The organism is Spirosoma flavus, from assembly GCF_054778555.1.
In genome coordinates, this window is the sequence record NZ_BAAGZL010000002.1 from 723,581 (window position 1) to 736,232 (window position 12,652).

7 protein-coding genes are annotated in these 12,652 nt (G+C 50.4%); 4 read left to right on the plus strand and 3 right to left on the minus strand.

Annotation, left to right across the window (positions count from 1 at the left end):
• Position 1 precedes the first annotated feature (1 nt).
• The 3 genes from ACYVF1_RS12045 to ACYVF1_RS12055 all read right to left on the minus strand — a co-directional run bounded on the left by ACYVF1_RS12045 (position 2) and on the right by ACYVF1_RS12055 (position 5,643).
• Positions 2 to 3,634, minus strand: a complete 3,633-nt coding sequence (locus ACYVF1_RS12045; protein ID WP_461078964.1) for a TonB-dependent receptor — start codon at positions 3,632 to 3,634, stop codon at positions 2 to 4.
• A 190-nt stretch (positions 3,635 to 3,824) separates the two neighbouring features.
• A complete protein-coding gene (locus tag ACYVF1_RS12050; protein ID WP_461078966.1) occupies positions 3,825 to 4,931 on the minus strand; it encodes a FecR family protein in 1,107 nt (368 codons plus the stop codon).
• Between the two features lie 109 nt (positions 4,932 to 5,040).
• The gene (locus ACYVF1_RS12055) at positions 5,041 to 5,643 is read right to left on the minus strand and encodes an RNA polymerase sigma factor (RefSeq protein WP_461078968.1); all 603 of its coding nucleotides are present in this window, start codon (positions 5,641 to 5,643) and stop codon (positions 5,041 to 5,043) included.
• Positions 5,644 to 6,055: 412 nt separating this feature from the next.
• Between ACYVF1_RS12055 and ACYVF1_RS12060 the strand changes: the two genes are divergently transcribed.
• The 4 genes from ACYVF1_RS12060 (at position 6,056) to ACYVF1_RS12075 (ending at position 12,465) form a co-directional block, all read left to right on the plus strand.
• On the plus strand, positions 6,056 to 8,464 hold the full coding sequence (locus ACYVF1_RS12060) for a TonB-dependent receptor (protein ID WP_461078970.1): 2,409 nt from the start codon (positions 6,056 to 6,058) through the stop codon (positions 8,462 to 8,464).
• 14 nt (positions 8,465 to 8,478) lie between these two features.
• On the plus strand, positions 8,479 to 9,777 hold the full coding sequence (locus ACYVF1_RS12065; RefSeq protein WP_461078972.1) for a DUF4249 domain-containing protein: 1,299 nt from the start codon (positions 8,479 to 8,481) through the stop codon (positions 9,775 to 9,777).
• 19 nt (positions 9,778 to 9,796) lie between these two features.
• Complete coding sequence (locus tag ACYVF1_RS12070; protein WP_461078974.1) at positions 9,797 to 11,134, plus strand: DUF4249 domain-containing protein; 1,338 nt, start codon at positions 9,797 to 9,799, stop codon at positions 11,132 to 11,134.
• Positions 11,135 to 11,256: 122 nt separating this feature from the next.
• Complete coding sequence (locus tag ACYVF1_RS12075; RefSeq protein WP_461078976.1) at positions 11,257 to 12,465, plus strand: DUF6371 domain-containing protein; 1,209 nt, start codon at positions 11,257 to 11,259, stop codon at positions 12,463 to 12,465.
• Positions 12,466 to 12,652 lie beyond the last annotated feature (187 nt).

Here is a 12,652-nt window from a genome sequence, read left to right on the forward strand (position 1 = left end):
ATTAGAACGTAACATTCAGACCAACCAGGAACTGACGCTGGTTCGGATAAACGCCCTCGTCAATCCCGAACGACGTAGTGGTCGAGAACGACTGGTTCAAACTACCCCCCGAGCTGTTGTTGGTGTTGGCCGTCGTACCAATCTCAGGATCAAGACCCGAGTATTTGGTGATCGTGAACAGGTTAGCCGATTGCACATACACGCGCAGTCGCTCGATGCCCAGTTTTTTCAACGTAGCAGCTGGAAGCGTGTAGCCAAGCTGAGCGTTTTTCGCGCGCAGATACGAGCCGTTTTCTACGAAATACGAGTTTGGTACGTTGGCTGAGCTGAACGAACCCACCGTTTCCTGAATCGGTGCTTTGGCGTTGTGATTGTCAGGTGTCCAAGAATCATACAGCGCCGTTCTGCTCTTCGCACCCTGGAAGTTTGCGTTGAAATCGGTCCACCATCTTACGTTGTTCCAGATATCGTTGCCCTGCGTTCCGTAGAAGAAAATGCCGAAATCGAACTTCTTATACGTAGCACCCAGGTTCAAACCATAGCTGAATTTTGGGTTCGGATTGCCCAGATACGTCCGGTCAGCGTCCGTAATCTGTCCATCGCCGTTGGTGTCTGCATACCGGAAACGACCAACTGCTACGTCATTCTGATAAACCGAACCCGCGTTTCCTGTCTTTTGCTGAACCTGAGCGTTAGCCGCATTAATTTCTTCCTGCGAATTCCAGAATCCGACCGTTTTGTAGCCATAGAACTGGCCAATCGAGTGGCCAACTGCGTTCCGAACAATGTAGCTACCGTTGAACCGGCGACCTTCCTGATCGAAATAATCAATGCCTTCGGCCAGCGAAACGATTTTGTTGTTATACGTAGTGAACGTCAACGTAGCGTTCAGTTTTAGATCGCTGCCAACATTGAAGTTCGTAGAAGCCGCCAGATCGATACCCTGGTTACGCATCCGTGCTACGTTCACCGCGGGTGCTGTACCCAGACCCGCCGTGCCCGCCAGTTCGAGCGTATAAAGCAGGTCGCGCACTTCTTTGTTGTAATAGTCAACCGTCAGGTCAAGTTTGCCTTTCCAGAGGCTGGCATCGAAACCAATATTGGCGTTGATGTTTTTCTCCCATTTTGCATCGGGATTACCGATACGTGTCCGCTGGAATCCTAACGTATTAGACGAATTTGAGCCCGTAATTGCGTAATACGACGAGGTACGGTCACCGCCATACGTCGTGTAGGCGTTGGCCGGATCAACGTTCAACTGGTTACCCATTACGCCGTAACCCCCACGGATTTTCAGGTCGGTCAGCCAGGTCAGGTTACTCATGAAAGCCTCCTGTGAAATCCGCCAGCCCGCACTCACCGCCGGGAACCAGCCATACTGGTAATTCAGGAACCGCGACGAACCATCCCGACGGATCGTAGCCCCAAGCAAATACCTGTCTTTGAAGCTATAATCGACCCGGCCAATCAGCGAGAACAGCGCGTCAGAATAACGGCTGCTGTAGTTGGTTGGCGTACCCGAACCCGTCGACAAGTTGGTGAAGTTAGGGTCGAACGAGAAGTACCCCTGCGTGTTACCGCCTACGTTACGTCCCCGGTTCTGATACGCTTCCGTACCAACCAATACTTTCAGATCGTGCGTGTTATTGAAATTGTGCTGGTACTGTACCGTATTGGTCCAGGTCCAGTTGTAGCCGCTGAATGTATTTTCCGTGTACGAATTGGTCGTTGTGTTTTCCTGATTCTCGTAAGTTGGGTACGAAAACGAGTTGAAGTTACCCATGAATAGCTCCCCCCCGAAACTGCTGCGCGCCGTGAAATCTTTCAGAAAATCGACCTCAGCGTACATATTTCCAAACAGACGGTTGCTCAGGCCCCGGTTGTTGCGGGTACGTTCCTGAATAGCTACCGGGTTGTTGGCGTTACCCAGTCCCTGCCCGTAGCCACCAGCGTAATTTCCCATGATGTCGCGGACAGGAATGATCGGCTGTTCCCGAAACGCCATACCAATAGCGCTACCTTCCTGCAGGGCGTTGATACGTGGGTTGTCCGTTACCGAAAAAGCCAGATTTTCACCCACGCGGATGTTTTCGCGGATGTTATACTGGCTGTTGGAACGTATCGTATACCGTTTCAGATACGTATTGAGCAACGTTCCCTGTTGATTGAAGTAGTTGAACGAGAACAGATAGTTTCCCTGATTACTACCACCGCTAACAGCCAGATTATGGCTTGTGATTGGTGCCGCTTTGAAAATCTCGTGGAACCAATCCGTTCCGGCTTTGTTGGCGCGAGTGATCCTATTGAAAGCGTTGTATTGATCGGCGCTGGTATAATTTGGGTTTACATTATACTTCGATGGATCAACAGACGGATCACCTTCGTGAGCACCCTGTGGCGCAATATAATCCGGCAGAACGGGCGTTGCGCCACTACCATAGAGCGGATCATTGATCGTTACGTTCGGATTAGCGTTACGTAACGCGTTGAATTTCAACTGAGCCGTTTCCTGCGGATTCAGCAAATCCCATACGTTGCCACCTTTTGGTAGCTGCGTTCCGTAATACGCGTCGTACTGCACTTTAACCTTACCATTTCCGCGACGGGTCGTAATGATAATCACACCGTTAGCCGCCCGCGACCCATAAATCGAAGCCGAACCCGCATCTTTCAGCACCTGCATCGACGCTACGTCATTGGGGTTGATATCGTTGATATTTTGCGTTGGAACGCCGTCTACTACGTATAAAGGCTGGTTGTTACCAAACGTGTTAAGACCCCGAATCCGAATCTGCGGAGCCTCGCCCGGCTGACCCGAACCCAGCACCGTAACACCCGAAGCGCGACCCTGTAACTGGTTGGTAATCTGCGCCGTTGGCTGCTGCTGCAATTCTGCTACGTTCACCACGGCAACGGCGCCGGTCAGGTCTTTTTTACGTTGCGTACCGTATCCGACTACAACGACCTCGCTCAGCGAACGAACGTCGGTAGCCAGTTGAATATCTGGCAGGGTTGTGCGGTTGTTGATGGCAACTTCCTGCGAAGTGTAGCTGATTGACGAAATAACCAACGTACCATTTCCGTCGGGAACGTTCACCGAAAACCGTCCTTCGGCATCAGTGGTGGTACCTACGTTGCTGGTTCCTTTCAGCAACACCGTCGCGCCCGGCAGGCCAGCGCCTTTTTCATCGAGAACCCGACCCGTGACGGTAATGGGTGGGGCGAGTTTTTCGACGTTTGGGCCAGAAACCGCGTTTGTGGACGCTTTTTCGGCTGCCCGTTTCAGAATGATGGCTTTGCCACTTGCTTCATAACTGATCGACGCAGGGCCAAGAATTCGGTCCAGTACGTCGGAAAGACGCTCGTTGGTGAAGTTCAGCGCGCCGGTACGTTGCTGAGCGAAGATTCGTGGGTTGTACATGAACTTCACATCTGCTTCCTTACCAATGCGGCTGATAGCTTGTTCTAAGGTTAGGTTAGTCAGTTGAATACTCAACCGCCGATTAAGTAATTCCTGACCGTACGTATCGTGAGCCCGCGCCATAGACGCGAACGTAGTGACGGCGACAAACAGGTAAAAACTGAATCGCATAATTTTGAGCAGCCTTTGCTGCATTTCTATAGGAATTGTCATATTTTTGAATTGAATTGTCGTTTTAACTCGGCAAAAAGAATTCCCTTACCCCCGTCAGGAGGTGCTTTTTAGAGGAGAGCAATCAGGGGAATGACTCTGGAGTCAGTGGTGTTGGCGCATCGCTGACTCTTTTTTTGGTGTCAGTTTAGGTGTTTTTTGGGCATAGGCAGGGGTGTTGAGTTGAGTAAATTTATGGGCATCCTTTGCTGTTAATTAAAATTTTTCCGTCCATCTGTTCATACTGCGCATCCAGCGTCTGACAGATCATCGCGAGCTTCTCGAACAGCGGTTCATCATCCAGCGAAGCCGTCAGGTAGCAGTTTTTCATAATCTCCGCGTCGAAAACAATCTCGACACCATAGGCTCTCTCCAAAGCGGCAAAAACTTGGGAAACGGGCGTAGCGTTGAACTCAAACATAGACTGCTGAATCGGCATATCGAGCAAGGTTGGCGAATCGACCAGCGAACGTACCAAACGGCCTTCTTTCCGGTCGAGCAGCACCCGCTGGTTGGGTTCCAGCACCATGCCAATCAAATGTTTTGATTGCTGTTTCTCCAGTCGTTCTTTGTCGGAGCGTGTAAACACCGACACTTTGCCCGTCTTAACAATCACATTCACCGGTTCTTTGCCCATGGCCCGAACGGTGAAACTGGTTCCCAGAACTTTAGTAATCAGGTTATCGGCATATACGAAAAACGGTTTTTCAGGATTTTTAGCCACTTCGAAAAAAGCCTCACCGACCAGATAGATTTCACGGTTGGGATGCTGATCAAACTGTTTTGGGTAGCTAATCCGGCTGCCCGGCTGAAGCAGGACCGAACTTCCATCGGAGAGCAGCACCAGCCGATTTCGGGTTGATGTATTCGTAACTTCGGCTAACGGCGCTGTCGAATCAGCAGTTAATTGATGATAAATTTGGGAGGCAGGGTCAGCCGTTTGCCGGTTCCATTGCCAACCTAATCCAATCGTCATAATCAAAATTGCCGCGGCTACAGCCCACCGCCAGAATGTTGTCTGGTACCAGACTGTTGGTTGGCTGATCACCACCGGCGCGGTGTCTTCCAAAATGAGCCGAATATTTTGCCGAAGCTTACTGGTTGGCAAACCAAACGTATCGCCCTGAATAGCCAGCAGAGTTTCTTTAGCTTTTCGGTATACTGGTGCCTTGTCTGGGTAACGTATCGGAAACTCTTCCCACTCTTGATCGACTTCAGGCGATGCTTCTCCGGCTATCCAGCGTCGGAACGATTCATCCTCCAGAAAATCCCGTAACTCAGAATGATTAAATGTTTTCATCAAAAAACGCTATTGACTGGCCCTTTATATAGACAATTAGCGAGGGAGAAGAATATACCCTCCCTCTTTCGACTTTTTTTAAGTTTTTTTGACGTAACGGATGATGGCCTCAGGAAAGAGCCAAAAGCAATAGCGACAGGGTAAAGTTTTCCCAGTGATCGCGCAGAAACGTAAGGGCTTTGTGCAGATGATTCGACACCGACTGGCGGTTGATATTCATGATCTGGGCAATGTGATCGACCGCTAACCCTTCGAAGTAACGCAGGTAAAGCGCTTCCTGCTGACGGACAGGCAGGTGATTGATTGCTTCTTTTACTCGGTGCACCGTCCACTGCTCATTTTCCAGGATGAATGATACGTCCTGAAAATTCTGTTCAGCCGCCAGATCTGCCGCTTCGTCTTCAGCCACCCAACCCCGGCGATAGACCCGCTGTAATTCAAGCAGCATTTTATGCCGGAACGATTTGAACAGGTATTTTCGGATGGAATCGGTGGTGCCCAGCGATGTTCGTTTCTCCCACAGATAAACAAACAGGTCGTGGAGACAGTCCTCAATCAATCCGACATCTTTGGTGAATCGGGTACCAAACCGGAATAGACTATTATAATTGTTCGTAATGATCTGCTCAAAAGCTATCCGGTCTCCTTCTCTGAACTGTTGCCAGAGCTGTTGATCGGAGGGAGAGCCAGTAAGCGGAGCAACGTCAAGCATAAGGGTACTTTCAAATTTAATACGTAGCAATTACTTCATTTAGTGATAATACTACGTTCCTAAAACGAATTCAACGTATCAATAATTACTACGTTGTTAGTACTGCCATCGTTTCAGTTACGTCAAGTAAATTTCAATACGTTCGGTAAGCGCTGGCCTCTATAAACGTAATGTTAACAAGATCAAATTGGTGCCAATCTGAAGATAATTTATCGACTTTATACGTAACAAAGAATAAGTCACCAATTGCAGCCGCCAGCGGTTATCTCACAGAGTCGATGGCGAGAAAAGTTTAGTATTAAAACCAGGACAAATCCTCACCACTACGTATATAGGTAAACTTATTCATGTAATAACTTTATCATTAAATGCGCAGGCTACACCCTATGCCTATTTACACCAACGTTCTTTTATGACTCGACTGGTACTGGTTGCTTTACTGACGATAGGGATCGCGACGGCTCAGGCTCAGGTTCTTTACACGCTCTCTGGTACAGTTCGGGATTCGACTACGCGCCAGCCCATTGTACGGGCCGCCGTTGTACTCGATTACGAAAAAACAACTACCGGCACGTACACCGACGATCAGGGGCGATTTTCGATTCAGGCCCGGCCGGGGCAGCACGTTGTTGTGGTACGTAGTCTGGGTTTTGTGCCTTTCCGAACTACTATTTCCCTGCGCGAAAATCGAATTTTGAACATACTACTTCCTTCAGTATCAAGTCAGTTGGAAGAAGTGGTCGTAACCAGTAAAGGATATGATCGTAACGTTCGGCAGCCGCTACTGGGCGTGAGCCAGATTAACATTGCTACGTTGAAGAAAATGCCGGCCGCACTGGGGGAAGTCGATATTTTGCGGAGTCTGCAAATGCTGCCGGGCGTGACAAGTGTAGGCGAAGCGGCCAATGGCGTTAACATCAGGGGCGGCACTACCGATCAGAACCTGATTCTGATGGACGATACGCCCATTTTCAACCCGACGCACATGTTCGGGTTGTTTTCGGTTTTTCCGCCCGATGCTGTTGGTGGTCTGGATTTGTACAAAGGCAACGTACCAGCGCGCTACGGGGGACGGGCCGCTTCGGTGCTGGACATCAACCTGCGCAATCCCGATTTGAATCAATTTCGGCTGAGCGGGGGCGTCAGTTTAGTCGCCAATCGGCTAACGGTCGAAACGCCGATTGTAAAAGGCAAACTCAGTTTGCTGGTATCGGGTCGGGGCGCGTTCAACGATTTTCTGTTGCGATTAGTCTCAAGCCGATTGGACAACATCCGGGCTAAGTTTGGCGATGGTGCAGCCAAGCTGTTCTGGCGCCTAAACGATAAGAACACCGTGACCGCTATGGGGTATTTAAGCCAGGATTTGTTCCAGACCAATCTGCTAGGGAGTTTGGCCAACATCAACGCGGTCAATACGCAATACGCCCAGCAAACGGCCAATGGAATGGTACGTTGGTTTCATGCGTTCAACCCCCGCCTGAATGTGCAGACGACGGCGTTGGTTGCCCAATACATTCCGAGAATTATCTCGACGGAAGATAGCACCGCCAATCAGGTCATCCTAAAACAATCGCTGCTGCAACGGCAGATTAAGTCGAATCTCAACTATCAGCTGGATAATCAGAAGATTGAGCTGGGTATCAGCGGCACGCACTACCGGCTGAATCCGGGCGAGTTGATACCGGGAAATAGCTTAGCCGTCAATTACCAGAAAACGCCCATCGAAAATGCAATGGAACTGGGGATTCATGCTGAAGACGAAATCAGTCTTTCTGATAAACTGGCCGTGTCGGTAGGGCTGCGCTACTCGCATTTTCTGAACCTGGGGCCATCCGTCGTGCGTCAATACCGTAACGACGGACCGGCAAATGGCGAGGTTGCCGATGTAACAACGGTGGTTGATTCGGTGGTGTACGGAGCCGGAAAAGTGACGAAACAGTACGGTGGTCTGGAGCCGCGGCTGGGCCTGCGCTACGCACTGACGCCCAATTCCTCGATCAAAATTGGCTACAACCTCATGCGGCAGTATTTGCAGGTAATTACCAACACAACCACACCGCTGCCCACCGCCCGCTGGAAAACAGCTGACGAGCATATTCAACCCCAGGTAAGCCAGTTATGGTCGGCGGGGTATTTTCAGAATTCGAAAAATAACATTTTCGAGATGTCGGCGGAGGTGTACTGGCGGAGTACCCAACACATTTTAGACTACAAACCGGGTGCTGATTTTTTGCTGCAACCCTACCCGGAAACGCAACTGTTACCCGGTCAAAGCAAAGCCTACGGGCTGGAAGTGATGTTTTCCAAGAAGAAGGGCGAGCTAACAGGTTGGGTGAACTACACTTACGCCCGCACGCTCAATCAGGTGAATCAGGGAGTCGATTTTCAGCAGCAGATCAACAATGGCGACTGGTACCGGGCCAACTACGACCGTCCGCATAGTCTGAACATCAGCCTGAATATTAACCAGGGAAAACACCACAGTTTCTCGTTTAATTTTGCCTATAGTACGGGGCGGCCTTACACGGCACCGGAAGGTTTCATTCGCTACCAGAATCGGACGTACCCCTATTACGACGAGCGCAACCAATACCGGATTCCCGATTATCACCGGCTGGATTTCGCCTGGAACATTTACAATCCGAGTATGAAAAATCGGCGCTGGCAGGGGCACTGGACCTTTACGGTTTATAATCTGTACGGCCGACGGAACGTATACTCCATTTTTTACCGGACAGAAGGGCAGGCTACCAACCCATACCGCCTGAGCATCTTTGCCGCCCCCATCCCGAGTCTGACGTACAATTTCGAGTTTAAATAAACCATCTCAACCATATGCGTCCGGTGTTCATGATACTGCTGGCCATGCAGTTGATTTCCTGCGTTGATCCTGAAGAGGGAATCACACGGGGTACTGTAGACGTATTGGTGGTCGATGGAATTATTAACAACGTAGCAGAACCGCAGATTATCCGGCTGAATCGTTCAAAATCCGATCCGTTTTCGGGCCGCACTAGTTTTACACCCATTTCAAAGGCAACAGTCGACGTAGTGGTTGATTCGGCCGACGTTATCCCCTGTCACGAAACGGTCGATGGGACGTATCAATTACCTTCGGATTTCAAAGGGCAGGCTGGCCATGCGTATCAACTGCGCTTTACATTGGCAGATGGAACGCGGTACGTATCGGATCAGCAGATATTACCCGCCTATCCGGTACCATCGATTGACAAAGTGACCGCTCGGTTTAGCCGGACAAGCCTGTTCCCGCCACTGGATGGTTCCTTCGCGGCAGCCCACGATTTATTTATTGAACTCAGGGACCCCGCCGAAGCCCATAATTACTACCGCTGGGACTGGAAACTCTGGGAAAAACAGGAGTGGTGCCGGACCTGCCAACAGGGCGTTTATTCCATATATGGCATCCGGGATAGTCTGGTCAGGTCGAATTCTTCGCAAGGGAATTATTACATCTACACGGCGGATAATTCGACCTCGCTCGAAGACTGCTACCATGAATTAACGCCACCTCCCTACTCAAACCGGTTTCCACTGCCCGATTATGCCTATGATTATATGTGCCGGACGCAATGCTGGGAAATTCTGTATGGGCCTGATAGTCAGGTTTACGATGATCTTTATACAAACGGCGGTTTAATTACAGGGCTCAAGGTGGCGCAGATTCCGTTTTATACGTATAATTCGTGCCTTATCGAGATTCGGCAGAGTTCACTAACGGCAGACGCCTATCGGTATTTTAAAGCCTTTCAGGACCAGGCGCAACGTACCGGCGGACTGGCCGACACGCCACCGTCGGCATTAGCAGGCAATGTGAAAAATATAGCTGATCGCAAAGAAGTTGTTATCGGCTTTTTTACCGCTGCGGTTTTAACTCCCTTCCGGTACTGGCTCGACCGCAAAGATGCGTTTGGCGTATCGTTTGGCGGCTCCGGGCCAGCAGGTTATAAAGCAGAGTTGTTTTATGCGCTGAACCGACGCCAGCCCATTGCCGAACCTATTCTGCCCGCCGTCCCTCAAATGGTGATACGTAACAGCCCGAATCGGCCCCCAACCGCTCTTTGCCTCCCCAACAATAATCGAACCCCACGTAAGCCGGAAGGCTGGCGGGATTAGTCCTGTAAACAACCGGTTTATGCTACGTTATTCTTCCGTGCTACGTTCGATTGGCTGGCTACTCGGCGGGCTCCTAATTGTCGGGTTGCCTGCCGCCTGCGTGGACCCCGAAGACCTGCTCCTACACGGCACGAACGACATCCTGGTGGTAGATGGCACGATCACTAATCTGGCTGAAGCGCAGGTCATTAAGATTAACCGATCAACCGCCGACCGGCTGACGGGGCGCTTCGGGACACTGCCCGTTACGAAGGCACTAGTGGAAGTGGTCGTCGATTCCTCACAAGTGATTGCCTGTCATGAAACCATAGATGGCTCTTATCAGTTGCCCAGCGATTTCAAAGGACAGGCTGGTCATGCGTATCAGCTCCGCTTTACCCTCAGCAATGGCACCCGCTACGTTTCCTCGCAGCAGATTATGCCTGCCGTCTCGCCTATTTTAAAGACCTACGCCGAATTTAATCCGCAAAGTTTGCCGGTTGGCCAGCTGGGTAATTTCCGGGCGGGTCATGATATTTTCATCGACACACAGGACCCGCCCGATCAGCGAAACTATTATCGCTGGGACTGGACACTTTACGAACGCCAGTACTGGTGCAAAAGCTGCTATCAGGGTGTTTATTCTGTGTACAAAGTGATTCCTCGCCAGTATTTATACGGGTACTATTTTGTGGCGGGCAACGATCTTTATGAAGATTGCTTCGCCCCTCCAGTTGGTCAGGAAGCGTCTGACGCGCCCTTAGTAAAAGGTGGCTATTGGTATTATGATTATCAGTGCCGAACGGCCTGCTGGGAAATACTGCGGAATAATTCGATTAATTTATTTGACGACCAATACAGTAATGGCGGACTGCTTACAAAGCGGAAAGTGGCCCAGATACCGTTTTACCAGCACGCGCCCTGTCTGGTCGATATTCGGCAGGTAGCATTGACTAAGGATGCTTACATCTACTTTAAACGGTTTCAGGATCAGACCCAGAATACGGGCGGACTGGCCGATACGCCCCCAAGTGCTTTGCCCGGAAATGTGCAAAACGTAGCGAACACACGGGAATCGGTAGCCGGGTATTTTACAGCGTCAGCCGTTGCGCTGATTCACCAATGGCTCGACCGCAAAGATACCAAAGGAATTCCGCTAGGGGCCATGGACCCTCTAGGGCCGCATACGAACGTAGGCGACGATCTGTTCTATGCCCTAAACCTTCGTCGGCCTTACCCTGAGCCTTCGCCCCCATACACTGGTGCCCGCGAAGAACCCCAGGTACGTATCTGGCCCAACAACGACCGTCCGCCAACAGCTCCCTGCGGCCCCAGCGAGACCAAAACACCCTATCAGCCCGAAGGCTGGCGCAATTAAGTTAGGTTGTAAGGTTATAGAGTTGTAGCGTGAATAGGTTTAAACTTTTAGCCAGTTCCTTAAAACCTTCAACCCTACAACTTTACAACATTACAACCCTACAACTTTACAACTTTCACCTCATGCCTCAATCTGCGTTTCGGTATCAATTACCCAAAAAAGCCATCAAAGGGGATTGCCCAAATTGCAGTCCTAGGCACCGAAAGACACTTAGTCGATACGTCGATACCCAAACCGGAGAACCCTTACCCGACATCTATGGGCGATGCGACCGGGAGAGTAACTGCGGTTATCACCTCAATCCGTATCAGAAAGGCGCATCGGGCCTATCGTACTATGAAGAAATAAAAGCGCAGTTTAGCCGCCAGCCGATACCGAAAGAATGGTTTACGGTGGCCGCAAAACAGAAATACAAAGGAACCACAAAACAAAGCATCATTACGTATCTGATTCAGAACGAAGGGGCTACGCTCGAACAGGCCGAACGGGTGGTGGCCTTTCTGTTTGAGGAACCCATTGCCCGGCCAGGGCCTACTGTTACCCAACCCGAGCCTGGTCAGGTTTTCGCAATCCCGCAGGAGGTGTTTGAGCAATCGCTGGGGCATTACGATCGGAATCAGTTTGCTTATCTGCTACGTCGTCATTTTGGGCACGATGTAGCTGCTACGTTGCTGAAACAGTTTACTATCGGTACGTCGGGACGTTGGCCGGGAGCGTGTGTATTCTGGTACGTCGATGAGCAGCAGCGCGTTCGGGGCGGGCAGATCAAATTATTCGACGATACGTTCCATACCGTCAAATACGTAGTGAAAGATGGGGAGAAGCGTAGTAGAACGTCCTGGGTGCATTCGGCCTATGCGCTACGTTGCGATCGGCTGAATCTTCCGTATCCGGACTGGCTGATGGCTTATCTGGACGAACGTAATGACGTGCAGAAATCACCCTGCCTGTTTGGCTTACCCCAGTTACGTAACGCTCCGGCAGATCAGCCTGTCGCCATTGTTGAAGCACCCAAAACGGCTGTCATCAGTACGTATTATTTTCCTGATTTCATTTGGCTGGCGGTGGGTGCCCTGTCATACCTGAACGCCGAGCGATTAGCGCCACTACACGGACGGAAAATAGAATTGTTTCCTGATTTATCGAAAGACGGCAGCGCCTTTGACCGCTGGAACCGAGTTGCCGGTGAATTACTGGGACAAGGGTTTCAGATTACGGTGTCAACGTATCTGGAAGACAATGCGACTCAGGATGAAAAAGATGCCGGCCTCGACTTAGCGGACTTCTTATTGGAGCAGTGGATTGAATACCCGCCTGACTGGGATAGTTAGCCGTTCAACCCGCATCCGCCTTAATGCTATTGTTGACTGACGCTAAAGTCTGTCTCGGACGGAATAAAGAGTAACCTGCGACGAGCGCAACTTCCAGCTCCTGACAAAAGGCTTTTCTTAGTCCAGAGTTATCTCATCTCGATTAATTGCACCCAAACCACCGTGAATAGCAATTATATACATCGTT

Excerpts from the sequence above, each read along its gene's own strand:
- ACYVF1_RS12075 (WP_461078976.1), top strand. The coding sequence starts at position 11,257 with ATGCCTCAATCTGCGTTTCGGTATCAATTACCCAAAAAAGCCATCAAA.
- ACYVF1_RS12060 (WP_461078970.1), top strand. The coding sequence starts at position 6,056 with ATGACTCGACTGGTACTGGTTGCTTTACTGACGATAGGGATCGCGACG.
- ACYVF1_RS12055 (WP_461078968.1), bottom strand. The coding sequence starts at position 5,643 with ATGCTTGACGTTGCTCCGCTTACTGGCTCTCCCTCCGATCAACAGCTC.
- ACYVF1_RS12050 (WP_461078966.1), bottom strand. The coding sequence starts at position 4,931 with ATGAAAACATTTAATCATTCTGAGTTACGGGATTTTCTGGAGGATGAA.
- ACYVF1_RS12070 (WP_461078974.1), top strand. The coding sequence starts at position 9,797 with ATGCTACGTTATTCTTCCGTGCTACGTTCGATTGGCTGGCTACTCGGC.
- ACYVF1_RS12065 (WP_461078972.1), top strand. The coding sequence starts at position 8,479 with ATGCGTCCGGTGTTCATGATACTGCTGGCCATGCAGTTGATTTCCTGC.
- ACYVF1_RS12045 (WP_461078964.1), bottom strand. The coding sequence starts at position 3,634 with ATGACAATTCCTATAGAAATGCAGCAAAGGCTGCTCAAAATTATGCGA.